Annotated in this window: 22 protein-coding genes; 12 read left to right on the top strand and 10 right to left on the bottom strand. The window is 67.0% G+C overall.

From position 1 onward, the window contains the following. The first annotated feature begins 2 nt into the window (after positions 1-2). From OG716_RS41795 to OG716_RS41755, 9 genes are all read left to right on the top strand, one after another. The gene (locus tag OG716_RS41795; protein WP_405135677.1) at positions 3-290 is read left to right on the top strand and encodes a WXG100 family type VII secretion target; all 288 of its coding nucleotides are present in this window, start codon (positions 3-5) and stop codon (positions 288-290) included. Continuing rightward, entirely contained in the window at positions 287-1,276 is a 990-nt protein-coding gene (locus OG716_RS41790; RefSeq protein ID WP_405135676.1) for a hypothetical protein, read from the top strand. The genes OG716_RS41795 and OG716_RS41790 overlap by 4 nt, the downstream gene beginning before the upstream one ends. Before the next feature lie 324 nt (positions 1,277-1,600). Beyond that, the gene (gene sucB / locus OG716_RS41785; RefSeq protein WP_405135675.1) at positions 1,601-3,382 is read left to right on the top strand and encodes a 2-oxoglutarate dehydrogenase, E2 component, dihydrolipoamide succinyltransferase; all 1,782 of its coding nucleotides are present in this window, start codon (positions 1,601-1,603) and stop codon (positions 3,380-3,382) included. Between the two features lie 9 nt (positions 3,383-3,391). Further along, positions 3,392-4,288, top strand: coding sequence for a TIGR01777 family oxidoreductase (locus OG716_RS41780; RefSeq protein WP_405135674.1), 897 nt, complete (start codon positions 3,392-3,394; stop codon positions 4,286-4,288). A 259-nt stretch (positions 4,289-4,547) separates the two neighbouring features. Continuing rightward, positions 4,548-5,060: a GNAT family N-acetyltransferase gene (locus tag OG716_RS41775; protein WP_405140288.1), complete on the top strand. Its 513-nt coding sequence runs from the start codon at positions 4,548-4,550 to the stop codon at positions 5,058-5,060. Beyond that, on the top strand, positions 5,057-5,818 hold the full coding sequence (lipB, locus tag OG716_RS41770; protein WP_405135673.1) for a lipoyl(octanoyl) transferase LipB: 762 nt from the start codon (positions 5,057-5,059) through the stop codon (positions 5,816-5,818). Before OG716_RS41775 ends, lipB begins: the two co-directional genes overlap by 4 nt. 118 nt (positions 5,819-5,936) lie before the next feature. Then, positions 5,937-6,920: a lipoyl synthase gene (gene lipA, locus OG716_RS41765; RefSeq protein WP_405140286.1), complete on the top strand. Its 984-nt coding sequence runs from the start codon at positions 5,937-5,939 to the stop codon at positions 6,918-6,920. 327 nt (positions 6,921-7,247) lie between these two features. Beyond that, positions 7,248-9,443, top strand: coding sequence for an elongation factor G-like protein EF-G2 (locus OG716_RS41760; RefSeq protein WP_405135672.1), 2,196 nt, complete (start codon positions 7,248-7,250; stop codon positions 9,441-9,443). 193 nt (positions 9,444-9,636) lie between these two features. Continuing rightward, positions 9,637-10,383 carry a DUF4191 domain-containing protein gene (locus tag OG716_RS41755; protein ID WP_327141176.1) on the top strand — a complete coding sequence of 249 codons (747 nt, stop codon included), beginning with the start codon at positions 9,637-9,639 and terminating at the stop codon, positions 10,381-10,383. Positions 10,384-10,692: 309 nt separating this feature from the next. Here OG716_RS41755 and OG716_RS41750 read toward each other — a convergent pair whose 3' ends face one another. The 5 genes from OG716_RS41750 to OG716_RS41730 form a co-directional block, all read right to left on the bottom strand. Continuing rightward, on the bottom strand, positions 10,693-10,986 hold the full coding sequence (locus tag OG716_RS41750) for a DUF6510 family protein (RefSeq protein ID WP_405135671.1): 294 nt from the start codon (positions 10,984-10,986) through the stop codon (positions 10,693-10,695). 2 nt (positions 10,987-10,988) lie between these two features. Then, a complete protein-coding gene (locus OG716_RS41745; RefSeq protein ID WP_405135670.1) occupies positions 10,989-11,882 on the bottom strand; it encodes an FAD-binding oxidoreductase in 894 nt (297 codons plus the stop codon). Continuing rightward, a complete protein-coding gene (locus OG716_RS41740; RefSeq protein WP_405135669.1) occupies positions 11,882-12,481 on the bottom strand; it encodes a sulfite oxidase-like oxidoreductase in 600 nt (199 codons plus the stop codon). Before OG716_RS41740 ends, OG716_RS41745 begins: the two co-directional genes overlap by 1 nt. 155 nt (positions 12,482-12,636) lie before the next feature. Next, the gene (locus OG716_RS41735; protein WP_405135668.1) at positions 12,637-13,551 is read right to left on the bottom strand and encodes an alpha/beta hydrolase; all 915 of its coding nucleotides are present in this window, start codon (positions 13,549-13,551) and stop codon (positions 12,637-12,639) included. 279 nt (positions 13,552-13,830) lie between these two features. After that, complete coding sequence (locus OG716_RS41730) at positions 13,831-14,361, bottom strand: RDD family protein (RefSeq protein WP_405135667.1); 531 nt, start codon at positions 14,359-14,361, stop codon at positions 13,831-13,833. Positions 14,362-14,774: 413 nt separating this feature from the next. Here OG716_RS41730 and glnA point away from each other — a divergent pair, with 413 nt between their 5' ends. Further along, complete coding sequence (gene glnA / locus OG716_RS41725) at positions 14,775-16,211, top strand: type I glutamate--ammonia ligase (protein ID WP_327141182.1); 1,437 nt, start codon at positions 14,775-14,777, stop codon at positions 16,209-16,211. A 72-nt stretch (positions 16,212-16,283) separates the two neighbouring features. On the opposite strand, the gene OG716_RS41720 is transcribed toward glnA, so the two are convergent. From OG716_RS41720 to OG716_RS41700, 5 genes are all read right to left on the bottom strand, one after another. Next, entirely contained in the window at positions 16,284-16,583 is a 300-nt protein-coding gene (locus OG716_RS41720) for a hypothetical protein (protein WP_405135666.1), read from the bottom strand. A gap of 130 nt (positions 16,584-16,713) precedes the next feature. Beyond that, positions 16,714-18,390, bottom strand: coding sequence for a 3-oxosteroid 1-dehydrogenase (gene kstD, locus OG716_RS41715; RefSeq protein ID WP_405135665.1), 1,677 nt, complete (start codon positions 18,388-18,390; stop codon positions 16,714-16,716). 33 nt (positions 18,391-18,423) lie between these two features. Beyond that, positions 18,424-19,017, bottom strand: coding sequence for a TetR/AcrR family transcriptional regulator (locus tag OG716_RS41710; protein WP_405135664.1), 594 nt, complete (start codon positions 19,015-19,017; stop codon positions 18,424-18,426). A gap of 160 nt (positions 19,018-19,177) precedes the next feature. Further along, positions 19,178-19,645, bottom strand: a complete 468-nt coding sequence (locus OG716_RS41705; RefSeq protein ID WP_355127007.1) for a TY-Chap domain-containing protein — start codon at positions 19,643-19,645, stop codon at positions 19,178-19,180. 119 nt (positions 19,646-19,764) lie between these two features. Beyond that, positions 19,765-19,941, bottom strand: a complete 177-nt coding sequence (locus tag OG716_RS41700) for a hypothetical protein (protein WP_405135663.1) — start codon at positions 19,939-19,941, stop codon at positions 19,765-19,767. Between the two features lie 406 nt (positions 19,942-20,347). On the opposite strand from OG716_RS41700, the gene OG716_RS41695 reads away from it, so the two are divergent. Continuing rightward, a complete protein-coding gene (locus OG716_RS41695) occupies positions 20,348-21,262 on the top strand; it encodes an oxygenase MpaB family protein (protein ID WP_405135662.1) in 915 nt (304 codons plus the stop codon). Between the two features lie 125 nt (positions 21,263-21,387). Then, a complete protein-coding gene (locus tag OG716_RS41690; RefSeq protein WP_405135661.1) occupies positions 21,388-23,034 on the top strand; it encodes a CocE/NonD family hydrolase in 1,647 nt (548 codons plus the stop codon). Positions 23,035-23,039: the final 5 nt, after the last annotated feature.

Below are 23,039 nucleotides of genomic sequence, written 5' to 3'. Positions count from 1 at the left end.
CGGTGGTCGACTATCGGGTGGATCTTGTTGGGCTGCAACAGCTGATCGATGCGACCGCCAAGCTGGAGTCCGCGATCGAACAGCAGGTGACGGCTATCGAGGAACGTGTGGACGCGCTGCACGTGAGCTGGTCGGGCGAGGCGGCGAGCGGGCATCGGCGGGCGCACGACCAGCGGATAATCGGAGTCGCTGAAATGCGCACGGCGCTGCGGGAGTTGCGCGCCAAGCTCGGGATCGCGCGGGATGCCTATGCGAAAGTCAGCGAGACCAATCACGGGATGTGGCCGTGAGCGCCCCGGCTGTTCCGCTGATCCTGTGCCGGTCCGACGAATATCATTCCGCCGCAGCGATATTCGGCACGCTCGCGCAGGATGCGGCCACCACTCACATCGCGCTGCTCGGGGTGCTCGATTCCGGTGCGGGCATGGCGGGCAGCGATAGCATCGGGCAATCGTGGGCGGCCTCCTATAACGAGGCTGCCGGCTTGGCCCTGTCGGCATCGGAGCGCCTCATCACCGCGTCCTCGACCACCGCCGACCTCATCACGACCGGTGCCCACAACCACGAAACCGGTGAAGCCACAGCGAGTTTCGGCAATGCCGCTCCTCCGCCCGCGCCTGCGGAGTGGCCGGTCCCGTGCGTTGCCACCCGAGCCGCGTCGGCCGCAATGGCCCAGGATTGGCGTGCTGTCATGAACGCGGTGCTCTACGGTATTCAGTTTTCCAAGGTGCTCGGACCGGAGGAGGTCGACCGCATCTCGACCGGTCTATTGGCGAATCCGCTGTGGAATCTCACGCCGGACGATGAATACCAGGCCCTCTCGGCCGCACTGGACTCCGGTGAGAAGCTCGACAACTTCGTCGGCACCGGCCATTCCGAGTCCGAGCTGCGCGACTTCTTCCAAGCCGTCGTCGGCGAGCTCGATGGAAGACGACCGTGGCCGCCAGCTGGATTCCAGCAACTCCCACTGACCGAGATCGGGCAGTTCACGGACAATGAGCCCATAGCCCGAATCGATGTTCCGTGGCCCGCGATCAATGGACCACTGCGCCGGATGCTCGAGAAGCCCGAGGGGGGCGACCGATACTGGCTGCTGCTGCGACTGCGATCCGGCTCCGAGGTCGCACTGGTGTGGCCTGGATGGCCGGGCGAATCCGCGACCGCGTTGATAGCCAAGGATCGAACGATCCAGCCGCAGGCGCTGATTGATGAGGTCCTGGCGACGACAGCTCTCGATCCGAAAAGCGTCGCGCTGGTATCGGCCGGAGTGGACTGACCGGCCTACTGAGCATTGGGCTCAGTCAGCGAATGTAGGGCGAACTCGGGGTGCGACACGCGTGGGGCTTGTGATGCAGGCCTCGTGGCGTGGGTCGGTCGGGCTCGTGGGGGGTTTTGTCGGGTTGGTGGTTCCGGTGAACGGCCGCCCTGTGACACGCCGCACGCGATCGAGTGCAAGGATGGGGAACCGGAACAACAACCTACGGGTCTCCGGGGCTGCCGAAGGGTTGGCGGCCGCACGGGCTTTCGTCGCGACCAGCGGCGGACGCCCGCCGGGGGACGAACTGTTTAACCCGACGAGCAGTTAGAGGAGTCAAAGCACATGGCCTTCTCCGTCCAGATGCCGGCTCTTGGTGAGAGTGTCACCGAGGGCACTGTGACCAGGTGGCTGAAGCAGGAAGGCGACACGGTCGAGGTCGACGAGCCGCTGCTCGAAGTCTCCACCGACAAGGTCGACACCGAGATCCCGTCGCCCACCGCGGGCGTGCTGGTCAAGATCAGCGCCCAGGAAGACGATGTGGTCGAGGTCGGTGGCGAACTCGGCGTGATCGGCGACGCCGGCGAGGCTCCGGCCCCTGCCGCCGCCCCGGCCCCTGCCGCCGCCCCTGCCCCGGCACCCGCACCCGAGCCCGCCCCGGCCCCGCAGCCCGAGGCCGCCGCACCGGCACCCGCCGCTGCCGCGCCCGCTCCGGCCGCCGCCTCCGGCAACTCGGCCTCCGGCACCTCGGTGAAGATGCCCGAGCTCGGAGAGTCCGTCACCGAAGGCACCGTCACCCGCTGGCTGAAGCAGGTCGGCGATTCGGTCGCGGTCGACGAGCCGCTGCTCGAGGTCTCCACCGACAAGGTCGATACCGAGATCCCGTCGCCCGTCGCCGGCACCCTGCTGGAGATCACCGCGCAGGAAGACGACGTCGTGAACGTCGGCGGCCAGCTCGGTGTAATCGGCAGTGGCGCACCGGCTGCCGCTCCGGCACCTGCCCCGGCTCCCGCTCCGGCCCCGGCACCGGCCCCCGCGCCAGCCCCCGCAGCCGCTGCTCCGGCCCCCGCGCCCGCCCCGGCCCCCGCCCCGGCCCCGGCCCCGGCCCCGGCCCCGGCTCCCAAGCCTGCTCCGGTTCCCGCCGCGGCCACCCCGGCCGACGAGCCCTCCACCAATGGCGGCGGCCCCTACGTGACCCCGCTGGTCCGTAAGCTCGCCACCGAAAACGGCGTCGACCTGGGCACCCTCCAGGGCTCCGGCGTCGGCGGCCGCATCCGCAAGCAGGATGTGCTGGCTGCCGCGGAAGCCAAGAAGGCTCCGGCTCCGGCCGCCGCCCCGGCTCCCGCTGCCGCCGCTGCTCCGGCCGCGCCCGCCGCCACCGCGGCCGCGCGTCCGAACCTGGCACACCTGCCGGGCACTGTGCAGAAGGCCAGCCGGATCCGGCAGATCACCGCCACCAAGACCCGTGAGTCGCTGCAGACCACCGCGCAGCTCACTCAGGTCCACGAGGTCGATCTGACCAAGGTCGTGGCATTGCGCGCAAAGGCCAAGGAGGCCTTCAAGGCTCGCGAGGGCGTGAACATCACGTTCCTGCCGTTCTTCGCGAAGGCGGCGATCGAGGCGCTCGGGGTGCACCCGAATGTCAACGCCTCCTACAACGAGGACACCAAGGAGATCACCTACCACTCGGTGGTCAACCTGGGCATCGCCGTGGATACCGAGCAGGGGCTGCTGTCCCCGGTCATCCACAATGCCAACGACCTGTCGCTGGCCGGGCTGGCGCGTGCCATCGCCGATATCGCCAACCGTGCGCGCAATGGTGGGCTCAAGCCGGACGAGCTGTCCGGTGGCACCTTCACCGTCACGAATATCGGTTCGCAGGGCGCGCTGTTCGACACCCCGATCCTGGTACCGCCGCAGGCGGCCATGCTCGGCACCGGCGCAATTGTCAAGCGCCCCATGGTGATCACCGATAGTGGCAGCGAGTTCATCGGCATTCGCTCGATGGCCTACCTGCCGCTGACCTACGATCACCGCCTCATCGACGGCGCCGACGCGGGCCGCTTCCTCACCACCATCCGGCACCGGTTGGAAGAGGCGGCCTTCGAGGGCGACCTCGGCCTGTAAGTAATCGGCATGAAGGTCGTGGTCGCCGGGTCGTCCGGGTTGATCGGGACGGCGCTCGTCGCGGCACTGCGCCGCGACGGGCATGAAGTCACCCGTTTGGTGCGCCGTCCCGCGAATGCACGTGATGAATTCCGCTGGGACCCGGCCCGTGCCGACCTGGACGAACGCGCGCTGCGCGGTGCCGACGCCGTAGTGAATCTCTGCGGCGCCGGTATCGGGCGGCGGCGCTGGAACGGCAGCTACAAACAGGAGCTGCGCGACAGCCGCATCGTCCCGACCGATGTCCTGGCCTCCGCGGCCGCCGCCGCGGGAGTGCGAACACTGGTGAATGCCAGCGGTGTGCACTACTACGGCGGCGACAGCGGCGACCGCATCGTGACCGAAACCTCGCCTGCCGGAACAGGATTCCTGGCCGGGCTGTGCCGGGATTGGGAAGCCGCCGCGCAACCGGCCGCCGATGCCGGAGTTCGCACCATTCTGCTGCGCAGCGCTGTTGTCCTGGCGAGACACGGCGGCATGCTCGGAATGCTCTATCCCCTCTACTTTCTCGGCCTGGGCGGCAGACTCGGCAGCGGACGGCAATACGTCCCGTGGATCTCGCTCGACGATGAGGTCGGCGCAATTCTGTTCGCCCTCACCGATGACGCGCTCTCGGGTCCGGTGAATATGGTCGGCCCCGCGCCCGTCACCAATGCGGAATTCACCCGCGCACTGGGACGCGCCCTGCACCGCCCCACTCCTCTGATGGTGCCCGCCTTCGCGCTCCGCGTGACCGTGGGCGAATTCGCCGATGAGGGAATCCTGCACGGCCCCAGGGCAATACCCACCGCTCTGGAAGACGCCGGCTATTCCTTCCGGCACCCCACCATCGGCGCCGCCCTGGCCGCCACCGTCGGCCGCTCCTGAGTCGCTCGCGCGACCCCCGATCCGCTGTGGCTTTGCCGCGCACACGCTCGTTGTCCCACGCACAAGTTGACGCGCCACTCGCGAGCCAGCTGTCGATTCTGTGCGCGCCCAGCGAATCCTGCACGGTAATCCGGCGGGTCGAGGAGCGGCACAGGCCTGCGGGCGCAATGTCGGGGGCAGGCGCGATCCAGATCACAAGGGTTGCGGGGATAGCGTATGACCTGTGAGCAATGAACCCTCCCTGCTTGCGCCCGCCGGCCTGCTGGTGCGGGATGCGCGCGAGAGCGATCTGCCGGAGATCCTGGCGATCCACAACCATGCCATCGCCGAGACCACGGCCATCTGGGATACCGAACTGGCCGATCTGGCCGAGCGGCAGGCCTGGTTCGCGGCCCGGGCCGCGGCCGGATGTCCGGTGCTGGTGGCCGAGATCGACGGCGCGGTCGCGGGATATGCCAGTTACGGGCAGTTCCGGCCGAAGTCGGGTTACCGGTTCTCCGTGGAGAATTCGGTGTACGTGTCCGAACGGTTCCATCGGCGCGGAGTGGCCAAGGCGCTCATGGTGGAGCTGCTGTTGCGGGCGCGCCGGGGCGGGGTGCACACCATGATCGCGGCGATCGAATCCTCCAACACCATCTCCGTCACCCTGCACGAGAAGTTCGGATTCCAGGTGGTCGGACAACTGCCCGAAGTGGGACACAAGTTCGGGCGCTGGATGGATCTGACGCTGATGCAGCTGACGCTCCCCGATGGCGTAGCGTCGCAGCGGTGAGTGATAGCAAGACGGCCGCCGCCCCGGCACACCGGGGGGCATCGGCTCGGCTCGACGACACACCCATGCTCGTCGAAGATCTGGGCCTCATCGACTACAACGACGCCCTGGAAGTGCAGCGCGGCATCGCCCGCGAGCGGGCCGAGGGCATCGGTCAAGATCGGCTGCTGCTGCTGGAGCATCCCTTCGTATTCACCGCGGGCCGCCGCACCGAAGCGGCGGATCTGCCGATGGACGGCAGCCCGGTGATCGAGGTGGATCGCGGCGGCAAGATCACCTGGCACGGTCCGGGGCAACTTGTCGGCTACCCGATCATCCGGCTCGCCGAGCCTGTGGATGTGGTCGCGTACGTGCGCCGGCTGGAGGAGGCGCTGATCACCGTATGCGCCGGGCTCGGGCTGGAAACCGGACGCGTGGACGGTCGTTCGGGCGTCTGGCTGCCCGCCACCGAATTCCTGCCCGAGCGCAAGGTCGCGGCCATCGGGGTGCGGGTGCAGCGCGGCGTCGCCATGCACGGCATCTCGCTGAACTGCAATTCGACCCTCGACGGTTTCCAGGCCATCGTGCCGTGCGGCATCCGCGATGCCGGCGTCACCACGCTGACCCGCGAACTGGGTCGCGAAGTGACCGTCGAGCAGGTGCGCCCGCTGGTTGCCGATGCCATCACCCGGGCACTCAATGGCGAACTGCCCGTCACCGACCACAGCTTCGCGCGCCCGGCCCCCGTTGCCGCACCGGTGCCCGCCAAGGCCGAATGATCACGAGCGTAGGGTGAACTGAGTGACCTCCGTCGATACCCCGACATCGAATACCCCTGAACCCACTGGGGCCCGGCCGAACACCGCGGCAACCGCGTCCGCTCCCGCCGGTCGGAAACTGCTCCGCATCGAGGCTCGCAACTCCGAGACCCCGATCGAGCGCAAGCCCAAGTGGATTCGCACCAAAGCCACCATGGGCCCGGAATACACCGAGCTCAAGGGGCTGGTGAAACGCGAAGGGCTGCACACGGTCTGCGAGGAAGCCGGCTGTCCCAACATCTTCGAATGCTGGGAGGACCGCGAGGCCACCTTCCTCATCGGCGGTGAACAGTGCACGCGGCGCTGCGACTTCTGCCAGATCGACACCGGCAAGCCCGCGGCGCTCGACCGCGATGAGCCGCGACGGGTAGCCGAGAGTGTGCAGGCCATGGGGCTGCGGTACTCCACCATCACCGGCGTCGCCCGCGACGACCTCGACGACGGCGGCGCCTGGCTGTACGCGGAAACCGTGCGCGCCATCAAGCAACTGAACCCGCACACCGGCGTGGAACTGCTCATCCCGGATTTCAATGCCGTGCCGGAGCAGTTGGCCGAGGTCTTCTCGACCCGCCCGGAGGTGCTCGCGCACAATCTGGAGACGGTGCCGCGCATCTTCAAGAGCATTCGCCCGGCGTTCAAATACGACCGTTCGCTGTCGGTGCTGACCGCCGCCCGCGAAGCCGGGCTCGTCACCAAATCGAACCTCATCCTCGGTATGGGCGAGACCCCAGAGGAGGTCACCCAGGCCATGCGCGATCTGCACGAGGCCGGATGCGACATCCTCACCATCACCCAGTACCTGCGGCCCTCCCCACGGCATCACCCGGTCGATCGCTGGGTCAAGCCGGAGGAGTTCGTCGAGCACTCCGATATGGCCGATGAGATCGGCTTCGCCGGTGTGATGGCCGGGCCGCTGGTCCGCTCCTCGTACCGCGCCGGTCGCCTCTACGCGCAGGCCATGAAGCATCACGGCCGCGAAATCGCCCCGGAGATGGCACATCTCGCCGAGGGTGGCGCCGCATCGCAGGAAGCGACCAGCGTCCTCGCCCGCTTCGGTTCCTGAACCCTCGGCAGACCGACCCGAGCAGGCCGGAACTCATCGATGAGTTCCGGCCGCCCTGTTCTCAGCCCTCGACTAACGCGCTCAGCCGCCGACCAGCTGACCATGGCGGCGGTCGGCGGAGGCTGTCCGTCGCCCGCTCCGGACCGATCGCCTCACCGCACTCACTATTGCGGGACTGGTTGTATTCGGCCGACTACCTTGCTGTTTCCGGCGAAAGAACACGCCGGTGAAATGGCGATGAACGTCTTATAGTCCGATTCGTGGACGGGAGCACCTCGCCGGTGGGAAGCTCGAAGTACCGCACGAATCGACCCCGGAGCGAGCCATATGGTCGAGCGAACGACGACGTCGGTAGGCGCCAACGGCAAGATGATCACGGCCGAGCGGCCGGAGGACATCCGCAATGTGGTGCTCGTCGGCCACAGCGGGTCCGGAAAAACCACGCTGGTGGAAGCTCTCGCCCTGGCGACGGGGGCGGTGCCCCGGGCCGGGCGGGTGGAGGACGGCACCTCGGTCTCGGACTATGACGATATCGAGCAGCGACAACATCGTTCGGTGCAATTATCGGTGATACCGATGGGCTGGGACGGTACCAAGGTCAACCTATTGGACACCCCCGGCTACGCCGATTTCGTCGGGGAACTCAGGGCCGGTCTGCGGGCAGCGGATGCGGCCCTTTTTGTGCTCTCGGCCGCGGCGGGGGTGGAGGGGATCAGCGGGCCCACCCTCGCCCTGTGGGAGGAATGCGCGAGCGTCGGTATGCCGCGCGCCATTGTGCTCACCCATTTGGATACGGCGCGAGCAGATTTCGAGGAAATGACCGATACCTGCCGGGAGATCCTGGGCGGTGGCAGGGCGGAAAGCATGCTGCCGCTGCATCTTCCGGTGTACGGGCCGAAGAGTGCGGACGGCCATCGGCCGGTCACCGGGCTGATCGATCTACTGTCGCAACACGTTTACGACTACTCCGCCGGGGAGCACACCGAAACGCCCGCCTCCGAGGAGCAATTGCCGCTCATGGCGGATGCGCGGGACCGGCTCATCGAGGGGATCATCGCCGAGAGCGAGGACGAGACGCTGATGGATCGGTACATCGGCGGTGAGGAGATCGACCTCGCCACACTGGTGGAGGATCTCGAAAAAGCGGTCGCGCGCAGCAGTTTTCATCCGGTGCTGATCGCCGCGCCGCCGCCGGAGGGTGCGCGGCAGGGGCTGGGCACGGTGGAGATTCTGGATCTGATCACGCGCGGATTTCCCACGCCCGCAGAGCATCCCGTCTCCGCGACCAGTGCGGGCAGGTCCGAGCAGCTGGTCTGCGATCCCAAAGCACCGCTGGCGGCGGAGGTCATCCGCACCGCCTCCGACCCGTACGTGGGCCGAATGTCGCTGGTACGAGTGTTCTCCGGGACACTGCGCGCCGATGACACCGTGCACGTGTGGGGGCATCGGACGGGCGGTGTGGAGGTCGAGCACGACTCGGATGAACGTATCGGCGCTGTCTCCGCCCCGTTCGGTAAACAGCAGCGGCCACTGGGTCAGGCGATTGCCGGTGACATCGTGTGCGTCACCAAACTCACCCGCGCCGAGACCGGAGATACCCTGTCCGCCAAGGACACTCCGCTGCTGATCGAACCGTGGTCGATGCCGGATCCGCTGCTGCCCGTGGCCGTCGAAGCGCACAGCAAGGCCGATGAGGACAAGCTTTCGCTCGGGCTCGGCCGATTGGTCGCCGAGGATCCGACGGTACGACTCGAGCAGAATCCCGATACCCATCAGCTGGTGCTGTGGTGCCTGGGCGAAGCGCATCGCGATGTCGCACTCGAACGCCTGCGTTCCCGTTTCGGCGTGCAGGTCGATGTGATCGATCACCAGGTGGCGCTGCGTGAGACCTTCGCCGGAACGGCGAGTGGACGCGGACGGCATGTGAAGCAATCCGGCGGTCACGGCCAGTTCGCCATCTGCGAGATCGAGGTGGCGCCGCTGCCGGGTGGGTCCGGGATCGAATTCGTGGACCGGGTGGTGGGCGGAGTTGTTCCGCGCCAGTTCATTCCGTCGGTGGAGAAGGGTGTCCGGGCCCAGGCCGCGCGGGGCGTGGTGGCGGGATATCCGCTCGTGGACGTGCGGGTCACGCTGTTCGAGGGCAAGGCGCACTCTGTCGATTCCTCCGACGCCGCGTTCCAGATGGCGGGCGGGCTCGCCCTGCGCGAAGCTGCCGCGGCCGCTCGGCTCAGCTTGCTGGAGCCGATAGCCGAAGTGCGCGTGGTGGTCTCGGACGACTACGTGGGGCCTATTCTCGTCGACCTCTCCGGTCGCCGCGGCCGCGTGCTCGGCACCGAACCGGCGGGGCTGGGCCGCACCGCAATCCGCGCCGAAGTCCCCGAGCTCGAGCTCAGTCGCTATGCCGTGGATCTGCGCTCCCTCGCGCACGGCGCGGCGACCTTCACCCGCACCTACACCCGCCACGAAGCCATGCCCAGCCAGCTGGCGGACACCATTCGCGACAAGACCAAGAGCGCCGGTTAGGTTCGGACCTGCTACTCGCGGGCCACGCCATCGTTGTCACGATCCAGCAGAACCAGGTCCAGGCGCGGTTACCAATTTTGAGTCATTTCAGATCACAATGGGGGGGGGCATCGGGCAGCGCTGGCGGAACACACGCGGACGTCCGATTGATCCCGTCGCGAACCAATCGGTACCGGGCCACTATCCTGATCCCATGGCAGCAGGTAAGGGCGGCAACACCCCGTCGAAGGAAGCGAAGGCCGCGGCGAAGGCGGCGCGCAAGCAGGCGTCGAAGGAGCGCCGCCAGCAACTCTGGCAGGCATTCCAGATGCAGCGCAAGGAAGACAAGCTGCTGCTGCCGCTGATGATCGGCGCTCTGGTCGGCGTGACAGTGGTGTTCCTGGTGATCGGCTTCATATTCGGCCTGCAGTGGTTCCTGCTGCCGATCGGTCTGCTGCTGGGTGCGCTGGCCGCATTCATCCTCTTCGGACGGCGTGTGCAGAAGAGCGTGTACGCCAAGGCCGAGGGGCAGGCGGGCGCCGCGGCATGGGTGCTCGACAATCTGCAGGGCAAGTGGCGTGTCACCCCGGGTGTCGCCGCCACCACCCAGATGGATGCCGTGCACCGCGTGGTCGGACTGCCGGGCGTGGTGCTGGTCGCCGAGGGTTCCCCGCAGCGGGTGAAGTCGCTGCTGGCGCAGGAGAAGAAGAAGGTCTCCCGCCTGGTCGGCGACACCCCGATCTACGACATCGTCGTCGGCAACGAGGGCGATCAGGTGCCGATCAAGGATCTGCAGCGCTACCTCACCAAGCTGCCGCGCAATATCGACGCGAAGCGGATGGACCTCATCGAGGGCCGCCTCTCGGCGCTCGCCACCCGCGGCGGCCCGGCGCTCCCCAAGGGCCCGCTGCCCGCCGGCGCGAAAATGCGCGGCGTTCAGCGCAGCATGCGCCGCCGCTGAATCACCCGTTCCTCTCCGAGGCCCGCGTCCACCGGACGCGGGCCTCGCGCTTTCTCAGGCGAAGTCCGCAGAGCGGTGCACCGTCGGCCCGACCGGTGATGCGGTCCCCACTGCCCGCATGACGCACCGTCCGGTCGAGTGATCCATCTTCGGATAAACGACCCGCCTTTTCGCCATCGCCTGTTACTGGGCAGCTGATCACCAGGAACTGATGGCGGCATCGGCCGAGAGACGACCGCCATCAGTTCCTGGTGATCATGAAAGGCGCTCGGGTGTCAGCGAGTCCGCCCACCGGACCGGCCAGGCGGGCTAGGCGTCGGGCGCCGGGAGGCAGATCGCGGCGCCGTCGCCCAGGTCTAGCCAGCGGCCGGAGGGGGTGGTGGTTATGCGTAGTACCACCGCAGTGCAATGGGGGCAGCGGGCTACCGTGCCGGGACAGCAGAAGTAGACGAGGGCGCGGGCCAGGGGTTCGACGACTCCGCATGTGCCGCAGCGGCATCCACAGGCGGTGAGATCGGCGGCGAAGATCTCGGACAGGACTCCGGCGAGAGCATTGCCGTCCAGGTAGAACGCTTCGGAGGTGCCGGTCACGTCGTTTGTCATGGCTACTTCCCTGTCGGTCCGAAGCGCTCGGTTCTGATCATGGCCGGGTCGTGCCCGGCGGATACCAGTGCGGTGGCAGCGAATTCGACGAACGGGGTCGGGCCGCAGACGTAGCAGGTGACGTCGGGCGCGGGCGGCAAGGCGTGGACCGCGATTTCCGCGGCGGTGAGCCGAGTTGCCGGGCGGGGATCAGCTACGGGCGCACGCCGGCTGTAGGCGAGGAATACGCCGACGTCGCCCTCGGATCCGCCGGGCACAGTGAGGTCGCCCGGGCGAACGGACAGGTCACCGCGGGATCCGGTACTTCCGTCACGAAGTCCGATCCGTCTGCCGCCAGGTCCGGGCACTCCGTCGCGAGTCTCGGTGAGGTCGTCGCGGGGCCCGGCGAGCTCGTCGGATGCGCCAGCGAATTCGCCGGGTGGGGCGAGGAGTTCGTCGCGGTAGTAGAGATCTTCTGTGGCACGAAGGGTGTAGATGAGTCGGAAGGGTTTGGCGGCCATGGTATTTCGGCGAGCGCGGAGCATGGCGGCGAGGGGGACTATGCCGGAGCCGCCCGCTACCAGGACGGCCGCTCCCCCGCTGTCGGGATTCCAGACGAACCAGCCGCCGACCGGGCCCCGGATCTCGATGAGCGCGCCGACCGGAAGTACGTCGACCAGATAGCTGGAGACTTCGCCCTCGGGGACGCGCTGAACGGTGAGTTGGATGCGGTCTCCGTCGGCCGGAGCGGCGAGTGAATAGCTGCGTTCGGCCTGGTAGCCGTCGGGCGCGGTGAGCCGGACGTCCACGTGCTGGCCGGGCAGGTGGCCGGGCCAGCCGGGCACCCGCAGGGTCAGGGTGCGCGCCGAGGGTGTCTCGAATCGGGCGGCCAGGAGTTCGGCGGGCTGCCAGCGCATCAGTCGCCCTGATACCGCTGCTCACGCCACGGGTCACCGTAGCTGTGATAGCCGGCGCTCTCCCAGAAGCCGGGCTCGTCGTAGTCCAGGAGCCGAATTCCCTTGACCCACTTGGCTGATTTCCAGAAGTACAGGTGCGGAACGAGCAGCCGGGCGGGACCGCCATGTTCCGGATCCAGGTCCTGACCGCCGTAGGTGTGCACGATCCACGCCTTGCCGCCGGTGAGATCTTCCAGCGGAAGGTTGGTGGTGTAACCGCCGTAGCTGCTCACCAGCGCGAATTCCGCTTGGGTTTCGACGGTTTCGAGCAGGTCGTCCAGGGAGACGCCCTGCCAGTTGGTGTCGAGTTTGGACCACCTTGTCACGCAGTGGATATCGACGTGCGGGCGTTCCTGCGTCAGCGACATGAACTGCGGCCAGCTCCAACTGTATTGGCGCCCGGTCTCATTGGTGATGGAGAATTGCCAGCGGGTCAGGTCGACGCGCGGGGTGGGTCCGGCGGACAGCACCGGAAAATCCTCGGTCAGATACTGCCCCGGCGGTGTTCGATCACTCTGCGGCCGGGGACGACCTTGGAAACCTGGCGAGAAGATACTCATGCGATCCCTTCCGGCGGAACGGCAGGTGTCACAGCGTGGGCGGCGTCGGCCTTGCACTTGGGGACAGATTACGCCGCGTTCGGCCAGAAAAACCGGCGATTCGGACAGCGAGAAGTCGTGGGCACAGCGCGCCCTACCGATGTACCGAACCGGCCTCAGCCGACGTGACGGCCGAGGAAGCGGACCACATCGGGAGTGACCGTGGACCAGTACTCATCGGTGTGCGCACCCGGAGTCACCAGCGCGACCTCCAGGCGAGCCCGGCTCATGAACTGCCGGCAGCCGTCGATGAATCGGTCCCGATCCCCGACCCACACACCGGTCGGGGCCGGACCCAGCTTCGCAATGTTCTGCAGCGGATCGAGGGCGGCCCAATCGTCGGCATTGGCGAACGCATTGCGCTTGCTCATCTCGTTCCAGGAGGTGATGAGCCCCGGCGACATGGTGGCAATCGCCTTCGCCGGACGCCCGCGTTCGGCCCGGCGGCGCGAGTACAGCAGTGCGCCGAAGCCGCCCATGGAGGTGCCGGTGCAGGCGAACGGCTCACCATTCGCGCCCGCGAGTCCGCGCGCGGCCAGCCAGCGCGGGGCCTCGTCGAGCAGCATGGTCATCGGGTCGTCGCCGGAGAAGTGCTGATGCCAATAGTTGTCGCCGCCGTCGATGGCCATGAATCCGAAGGGCTGCACGAGCCGGGTCGAGACTGCCGCGGTAAGCACGTCGCCGAGCCTGCCGACCGCGGCATTGCGGGCATTGCCGTGTAAACCGTGCAGCAGCAGCGACATCGGCAGACCGTCGGCAGGCACGCCCGGCGGCAGGATGGTGACCACATCCACCTCACGCCCGCGCGCGGTGGAGTACACCCGATCGGTTCTGACCACCGGTTCGATGCCGAGCACGGTCCGCTCGATCGGACCCCCGTACATCGCGCGCTGGTCACCGTCGGCGTCGGGAGCCGCGTTCACGCCCGCGCTCACCGCCGCTCCGGCCGCGACCAGACCCAGCAGACCCGTGGATGCCAGTACCGACCGCCGGCTGAATTTCCGCGCGGCAGCCCGGTAGCCCTCATCCATGGATCCTCCATCAGCACATCAACAGCTATCCGCCGGGGCGCACATTCGCATGCTCAGCCCCGCCAGACCGCCTGCGACCATACCGATCGAAAGCAACACGCGGTGAACTACGGGCTACATCTGCGAAGACGCCAGACCAGCAATCACATGATGGAACCGGACATATGAGGAAAGCGTGAGGATTCGAATCTGCTCGCGCAGAAAAGATGCTCGAGTCACATAGCAAGCGACCGAGCCGCAGGCGATCGACCGCGATCACCCGGAAATATCGGGCAACCCTCAGCGGGTGTGGGTCAGGGCAGTGCCTGTTGCCCGGTCGTGCATGCCACGGCCGTCGGAATCGGTGAAAAGCGCGGGGACCACGAAGACCAGGATGGCCTGGCGAGCCAGCGCACGAACGAAACCGACCGGCCCATCCGTATCAACGCGACTCACGCGGATCTTCATGAAGTACTGGCCGGGCGTGAACCCGAACAGGGTCACCGCGACCACGCCGAGCACGAACCACACCAGCAGCGTCGGCGTGGACAACGAACCCATCACCACCACGAAGTGCGGCGGCGGCGCCTCACCCGCGGGCAGCTTCATCTTGGCGATGAGCTGATCGGCATTGGGCCGCACCAGAATTGCCGCGAGACCGATCGAGATGAACCAGTCGAACAGCAGCGCGCCGATGCGGCGCGTCATCGGCGCGAGCGCACCCGCACCGGATTTCGGCAGCCCCAGTTCCTTGCCCTGGTAGTCACCAGCGGGGTCGTCACCGGGATCGGCGTTCGGTCCGGACAGCCAGGAGCCGGTGATGCGTGCCATGTCTCCACCTTATTCGCCGCCGGCCTTCCGCTCCGCACAGCCCTCGCCACGCAGGATTGCGACGGCGCGCGATCGGTGCGAAGCTACCCGCACAATTCGTCCGAGGGATTGTGCAGCTCGGTGAGGATTCTCACGGCGCTCGGTCACGACTCGGTAAGACCTCTATATTTTCGCAGTCTTAACAACGCCGCACCCGAGGTCGGTGGCAGGATATCGATGCTGGTCGAACGCCGCTCGGCGGGCGAAGCCGATGTTTCCGACATGTCGGGACACCGACGAACCCCCGGCCAGCTGTACGTGTAACACTGGCGAAACACAGCCTTGATTGCGGGGAAACACCGCGTCCATACCGTCTGGTCGCGACGAACCCATGCAGTAGAACTGGCTGGGAACCGATCCGTAAGGAGTACTAAGTGGCGTTCAGCACGGCCGACGAGGTCATCAAGTACATCAAGGAGGAGGAGGTCGAATACGTCGATATTCGCTTCACCGACCTCCCCGGTGTGCAGCAGCACTTCTCGATCCCGGCGAAGGCTTTCACGGCCGACCTGGCTGAGGAAGGCCTCGCGTTCGACGGCTCGTCCGTCCGCGGCTTCCAGTCGATCGACGAGTCGGACATGCTGCTGCTGCCCGATTTCAGCACCGCGCAGCTGGACCCGTTCCGCGCCGCCAAGACGCTGAACCTGAACCACTTCGTGCACGACCCGTTCACCCGCGAGGCGTACTCCCGCGACCCCCGCAACGTTGCCCGCAAGGCCGAGCAGTACCTGGCCTCCACCGGCATCGCGGACACCTGCTTCTTCGGTGCCGAGGCGGAGTTCTACATCTTCGACTCGATCCGCTACGACTCGAAGATGAACGGGTCCTTCTACGAGATCGACTCGATCTCCGGTTCCTGGAACACCGGCAAGGAGCGCAACGCCGACGGGTCCCCGAACCTCGGTTACAAGGTGCGCAACAAGGGTGGTTACTTCCCGGTTGCCCCGTACGACCACTACGTCGACCTGCGCGACAAGATCTCGACGAACCTGCAGAACGCGGGCTTCATTCTCGAGCGCGGCCACCACGAGGTCGGCACCGCCGGTCAGGCCGAGATCAACTACAAGTTCAACACGCTGCTGGGCGCTGCTGATGATCTGCAGCTGTTCAAGTACATCGTGAAGAACACCGCGTGGCAGGAAGGCAAGTCTGTCACCTTCATGCCGAAGCCCCTCTTCGGTGACAACGGCTCGGGCATGCACGCCCACCAGTCGCTGTGGAAGGACGGCAAGCCGCTGTTCCACGACGAGGCTGGTTACGCGGGCCTGTCGGATCTGGCGCGTCACTACATCGGCGGCATCCTGCACCACGCCCCGTCGCTGCTGGCGTTCACCAACCCGACCGTCAACTCCTACCACCGTCTGGTGCCGGGCTACGAGGCCCCCATCAACCTGGTGTACTCGCAGCGCAACCGCTCGGCCGCGATCCGCATCCCGATCACCGGCGCCAACCCGAAGGCCAAGCGCATCGAGTTCCGCGCGCCGGACTCCTCGGGTAACCCGTACCTGGCCTTCGCCGCCATGATGATGGCCGGCCTGGACGGCATCAAGAAGAAGATCGAGCCCCAGGCTCCGGTCGACAAGGACCTCTACGAGCTGCCGCCCGAGGAGGCCAAGAACATCCCGCAGGCCCCCACCTCCCTGGCGTCGGTCATCGACCGCCTCGAGGACGACCACGACTACCTCACCGAGGGTGGCGTGTTCACCACCGACCTGATCGAGACCTGGATCGACATCAAGCGCACCCAGGAAATCGCCCCGGTCAACCTGCGGCCGCACCCGTACGAGTTCGAGCTCTACTACGACGTCTAAATCGTCTGAGCTACAAGCGTTCTCGTGAAGCCCCAGCTGCCTCGGCAGCTGGGGCTTCGCCCGTTCCGGGGGTTATGCGCAGGGCTGGGTGCCGGCGGCTGCCACCGGTAGCCACATCTCACCGGCATAGCCGGGCAGCACGATGCCGTCGGGGAAGGCGGCTGTGGCGCCGGTGTCGTACTGGCCGGTCAAGTGGTGGTAGCCGGTGGTTGTGGGGGTCCATTTCATGGTGATGGTGCTGCCGGTGATCGCGGTGGTGCCGAAGTTGGTCCCGTTGTCGGCCACCCACGCATTGCGGGTGGAGGTTCCGCCGCTGAGGCTCGGCGCATTCGCGGCAAGGTGGACATCACCGAGGACCGGGAGAATTTCCACGATGTGGTCTACGGCCGGTATATGGACCGCGCCACTCCCCCGCCCGAGCCCGGGGCCGAACGGCTGATTGTTCGCATTACTCTGGACCGGATCTACGCCTTCCCTCCCGCGTGGATCCGGTGCCGAATCATCAGGAGCCGGCGGCGTCCAGCACGGCCAGATAGCCGAAAACCAGGCCGGGTCCGATGGTTCCGCCGGGGCCGGGGTAGGTGTGGCCCATGACGGGAGCGCTGGCGTTTCCGGCGGCGTAGAGGCCCTCGATGATCGAGCCGTCCGCGCGCAGGACGCGAGCGGCGGTGTCGGTGACGAGGCCGCCCTTGGTGCCGAGGTCGCCGGGGACCAGTTTGGCGGCGTAGTACGGACCCTGTTCCAGGGCACCGAGATTCGGGTTCGGGTGGTGGCGGGGATCGCCGTAGTAGCGGTCGTAGGCGCTTTCGCCGCGCCCGAAGTCTTCGTCCTTGCCACTGTGGGCGAAGGTGTTGAAGCGCGTGATCGTGGCTTGCAGGTTGTCGGCGGGGATATCGATCTGCGCGGCCAGGTCGGCGAGCGAGTTCGCCCGGGCGAGGACACCGGCCTTGAACCAGCGGCCGGGCAGCGGCTGGCGCGGCGGCAGGCCCGCGAAGAGGTACCTGTTGCGGTAGCGCTGGTCGAAAATCAGCCAGGCGGGCAGGTTTTCGGCGGGGCCGGCGCCCTGGCCGTTCTCGCCGCCGTACATGTGGTGGGTCGCCTCGACGTACGGGAGGGATTCGTTCATGAAGCGCTCGGCGCGGTCGTTGACGATGAGGCTGCCGGGCAGATTGCGCTCGGCGAGACAGAACCAGGGCTGGCGGGGTAGCGGAATCGACGGCCCCCACCAGGCGTCATCCATGAATTGCACTGCCGCGCCGATGGATTGACCGGCACGGATGCCGTCACCGGTATTGGCCGCGGCGCCGACGGTCCAGTCGGTGGTGATCGGATCGCGCTGGTACTGCTTGCGCATGGCCTCATTGTTCTCGAACCCACCGGCCGCGATCACAACGCCGCGCCTGGCGGTGAGCACCTGCTCGACGCCGTTGCGCCGCACCACAACCCCGGTGACCCTGCCGTCCTGCGCCTGGAGCTCGAGCAGCGGAGTATCGAGCCACAGCGGCACCTGTGCCGCGAGCAGACCGGCGCGCAGCATGGCACTCAGCGCCTGACCGCGCGCGAGCAGATGCTGCCGCAGCACCTGCGCCTTCGCCCAGCGCGCACCGATGCGAAGCACGCGCAGCGGCGCACGGGGATTGCGCAGTCCCAGGTGGAACTGCCGGAAGTCCGCCTGGGTAGCGACGAAGTTCTTCGCCGCGGCCACGTAGTCGGGTTCGAGTGTGGCCAGTTCCGCGCCGAGTCCCTTGGCGTCGAACGGTTTCGGCTCGACGGACCGGCCGTGCGCCCGGCCGCCGGGTGCCTCCGGGTAATAGTCGGAGTAACCCGGCACCCACTGCAGATCCAATGCCGAGTGCGCCGTGAGGAAGCCGAGGGCTTCGGGCCCGCGGTCGATATAGGTGTCGATCCGCCCGGCATCGCCGTATTCACCGACAATGCTGGTCAGGTAGGTGCGGGCGGCCTCGATATCGTCGGCCGGAGCCTGTCGCCGGAGCACCGCATTGCCGGGGATCCACACTCCCCCGCCGGACCGGGCCGTGGATCCACCCCAGCACCGGGACTTTTCGATGATCACGGTGGACAGGCCGTGGTGGGCGGCGGTGAGAGCGGCCGCCATGCCCGCCGCACCGGAGCCGACGACGATCAGGTCGAAGGTGTCGGCATTGTCGTTGTGCTGCATATTCTTCGAATCCTTTGAAAGAGTGGTGTGGCGTCAGCTACCGGCGCGCCAGCGGTCGTCGAGCACGGCACTCAGCGCCCCTTCGACGCACAGCAGCAGCGACGCCGCCCGATTACTCGGATTGCGCAGCCACTGCAGGTAGCCGAACTCCGCCGCCGCGAGCATCAGATGCACGAGCAGGCCGGGATTGCTGTCCGCGGCCGGATCACGTGACATGCGTTGTGCGACAAGCTCGACCAGCCGGGTGCGATGCTCCGGCGTGATCAGCGCGACGCGGTCGAGCAGATGCGGCGCCGTCCGGAAGGCGGCCCGCCACTGTTCGAGATCGGTCGCCGACAGCGTGGTGGACCGGGTCTGAATGGCCTGTGCGAGCGCCACATCGGCCGCTTCGTCACCGGGTCGCTCCTCGAGCAGCGCGGCAATGCCCGCGCCGCCCTCGCGCACCGGGTCCAGCAGCAGATCCTCCTTACTGCGCACATGCCGGAAATAGGTGCTCGGCGAGATACCCGCGGCGGCGGCGATCTGCTCGGTGGTCACCTCGTCGAATCCCTTGTCCGCGAACAGCTCGAAGGCTGCCCGCTGGATCTCGGATCGAATCTGACGTCGTTGCCGCTCACGTAGTGACATCGGCTTGCCTCCTACTGCTGCGCGGACACGGGAGAGCTTGTCCTCAGGTACCAGCCGCGCGGTGACAGTATCTGCGGATGTGACAGTTACTGTCAAGAAGATGAGTACTGTCACCACTCAGGACACAGCGATAGCCACCTTTCCCAAGGCCGAGAAGGGTCTAGCCGAGTCCCCGGCGGGCGATCGCACCCAGGGGGCTCAGGTCGAGGTCGCCGGAGGCCTCGGTCCAGCCGGTGGCGCGCAGCTCGTTCGGTGAGCCGATGCCGAGTGCGTCGTGCAGGCCGATCGCCGCGGAGCGGGCGAGCTCCATCAGGCGGCTGGGCGGGATGGGCCAGAGCAGGGAGCGGCGCCAATTCTCGATCTCGTGCCGCACCACGGGGGCGGACCAGCCGAGCTCGCGCAGTCGCTGGGCGGCGGCCTCCGGAATCGGTTCGGCCAGATAGTAATTGCCGGTGAGCTCGGCGGAAAGTTTGATGTCGAACTGCTGGAACTGAACGTATCGGTTACCGGCGGCCGTTATGACCAGTGTGGCGCGAGAGGGTAATTCCTGCAGACATCGCGCCAGTGCCTGCACAAACGCGTCCCAGTCGGAAGTTACTAATGCCTCGTCTTGCCCCCGGGTGCCCATCGAGGCCGATCATACGCCGTCGAATCTTTCCGGGCACCGAATAATTCTGGCGCACTTGCGCTTCGGCGGGAGGCGCGGCCGCGTCGACCGAAAACGGCCGCGACCCCCAGCTGAGAGGCCTACCGGCGGTGGTGCACGGCGCCGAGTACGGCAACCGGAGTGCAACCCACCAGGCGGGCGGTGCGTTCATCGGCCGTGAAACTATGGCGTGCAACGAATTCCCGAACCTGAACGCGCACCGTCTCGAACACCGGCACCGACGATGTGATCGGCAGGACCGACGATACCGCGCTCATTGCACTCCTCCTCGTGAATTTCTTTCTCCTGGCAAGCCATTGTTCCAAGCAAAAGCCCAGGTGGCCGTAAATTACTCGTGAATATCACCGCACCGGGGCGGGGATTCGCGCAAAGATATCTCCGTTCGGTGCCGCGAGGGCGCCAATCTCTACCGTGCAGCGGAAGATGTTGCGGGCGCGCAAGATTCGCGCAAGCGGATTGACGAATCCTTTTCGGCCGGGCAATTCCACCTCGAGTGCGCGGTCACCGCTCGCCTACTCCGAATGTGACAGCCGGGCGGCAGATCGCGACCACTACCCGTGTGACGGTTGCCACCCAGCCGATAAGGTGAGACGATTCGATCGTAACTCTCTCATCCTGTCGGGCGGTGGTGGCCGGACAGGATCGTGATCAAAGGAGATCACCATGACCGCCGCCGTAGCGCCGATCGATCATGCGTCCAGAGCAGCACGCCCCGAGCGCCGACCGTTCGACCCGGACACCCGCATCTGGGCGGACACCGGCCTCATCACCTTCTCCCTGACCGCCGGCTCGGCCTTCCTGCTGCAGACCATGGAACCGAGCATTGCCGCGGTCGTGGACGAGCACTCCACCTTCCGCACCGACCCGCTCGGCCGCGCCTTCCGCAGCATCGCCTCGGTCATGATGTGGATCTACGGCGGCGACGAGGCCCTCGCCGAGGCCGACCGGCTGCGCGTCATGCACGCGAGCCTCAACACCACCGATGCGCACGGGGTGAAGCATCAGGCGCTGTCCTCCGGGCCGTGGGCGTGGGTGCTGCACACCGCGATCCACGCGTTCACCGAGGGCAATCGGTACTTCTCCACCGAGAAGCTCTCCGAGGCCGACAAGGAGTCGTACTACCAGGAGGTGGTGCAGCTCATGCGCAATTTCTCGGTGGCGCCCAAGGAGATTCCCGCGACCTATGCCGAATGGGAGCCGTGGTTCCAGGATCAGGTCGAAAACCATCTGGTGGCAACCACTGTCGCCGAGGACTACCTGCGGGTCATTCGAAAGATCGCGCCGCCCAAGCAGGTTCCGGCGCCGCTGCGACCGGTCTGGCGGGCCGCGACCACCCCGATCGGGAAGCTGCAGTACTTCTTCACCGTCGGCACCACGCCCGAGATCATTCGCGAGAAGCTCGGCCTCACCTGGACCGAGAGCGATGAGCGCACCCTGCGCGCCCTCGGCTGGATCATCGGCCGGACCGTTCCCGTGCTGCCGGAGCGCATTCGCTACTTCCCCATCGCCTACGAGGCACGCCGGCTCGAACGCGACCGCGCGCGCCTGCGCAAGATCATCGATCTGCGCCCCATGTAAACGGCGAGTCACCCGCCGTCCCGGCGCGGGGTCACTCCGGCGCGCGGCTGGCGAGGCGGCGCCTGCACCCCGTTTCCTGGGGCTGGTTCGCGGCGGCGATTCACAGCAAGGTCACTATGGTGATCATGCGGATGGTGTTGTGGCGGGCCCTGGCCGGCCTGCTACTGGTGGTGGGGGTGGCGGCAATACCGGCTGGGGCCGGGGCGGATCCGGCGTTCCAGTGGCGGCAGGAGTACATCACCGCGCCTGATGGGACCCGGTTGCACGCGGATGTGCTGCGGCCGGTGGGTATCGCCGATGATGTGAAGACCCCGGTGATCATGACGGTCAGTCCGTATCGGGCGCACCTCGCGTATCTCAGCGAGCCACGGCTCGAGGGCGGGCCGTCCATCGCGGATCTCGATGTGGGGACTTTCCTGGGTGCGGGTTACACCTATGTGATCGTGGATTTACGCGGGTTCGGCGGATCGAACGGGTGCCCGGATTTCGGCGGGCCGGGCGAGCGGTCCGATGTGAAGACGGCCGTCGAGTGGGCGGCGGGGCAGTCCTGGTCCACCGGCAAGGTCGGACTGGTGGGCACCTCGTACGAGGCGTGGACCGGATTGATGGGTTTGGCCGAGAAGCCGGCGGGGCTGGCCGCGGTGGCGGCGTTCGAGCCGGTGGTCGATCCGAACGCGTATCTGTACATGCAGGGGATCGCGTGGAAGTTCTCCGGTAAGCCGGTGACCGAAACCGGTGTGCGGCCATCGGATCTCGCGGGATTCGAGCATCTGCTCATCGCCTCCACACCGGGACGCCCGGACGATTCACCCGAGTACCAGGCGAATGCGGTGAGCATCGACCCCGCGTGCTATGCGAATTACATCGCAGAGATCACCAATCATGATGACGCAACGGCCTTCTGGCAGGACCGGGATCTGGTGGCGAAGCTGCGCGGGAACACGATTCCACTGTTCCTCGGGCAGGGGTTCATCGACTACAACACCAAGCCGGATCGGGTCTTCCAGCTCTGGAACGGGCTCGGGCCGGGCGAGCACAAGGCGTGGTTCGGGCAGTGGGGGCACCGGAAGTGTGAAACACATTGCGGTACTCCGCAATTCATGTCCGAGCTGCTCGGATTCTTCGATCACCTGGTGGCGGGCAAGGAGGCGCCGGTGCCCGGGCCGCGGATCACCGTCGGGCAGTTCGACGGGAAGTATCGTTCGGAGACGGCGTGGCCGCCCGCCGACAGCCGCCCGGTGCCCGTCGATCTGCGCACCGGGATCTACACCGACCGGGGTCTGGTGCCCGGGGCCGATCGCGAAATTTGGTCTGTCAGTCAGCCTTTGGCGCAGGATCAGCATCTCGCGGGGATCACCACCGCGGCCCTGACGCTCGATGCGCCGCCGCAGACCACGGTGGCGCTGGAAATGTACGACATCGCGCCGGACGGGCTGGCCACCGTCATCACGCGCGGTATCGCACCGGCGACCGCCGATACACAACTGCGCCTGCTGGCGCAGGATTGGCCGCTCAGCGCGGGGCATCGCATCGGGTTCCGGATCACCGATGTGGTCGACGATATTTGGGCGCATCCGCCGGCTTTCACCAAGGTCACCGTGAACTCGGCCCGGGTGCAGCTGCCGCTGCTCAGCGGAATCCGCACCCCCGACCTGCCCGGCGGCGTCTCCGACGGCATCCCGAAGTGGCATAGGGAGAAGTCCGTCCCGCTGCCCGCCGATCTGCTGAACAATGCGACTGTGACCGTCGACTTCCCGCCCCGGACAGGCTAGGCGAC

Origin of the sequence: Nocardia sp. NBC_01388 (assembly GCF_045040085.1) — a bacterium.
GTDB lineage: Bacteria > Actinomycetota > Actinomycetes > Mycobacteriales > Mycobacteriaceae > Nocardia.
The sequence above is the reverse complement of the archived record's forward strand: the minus strand, read 5'-3'. Positions and strand labels throughout refer to the sequence as shown.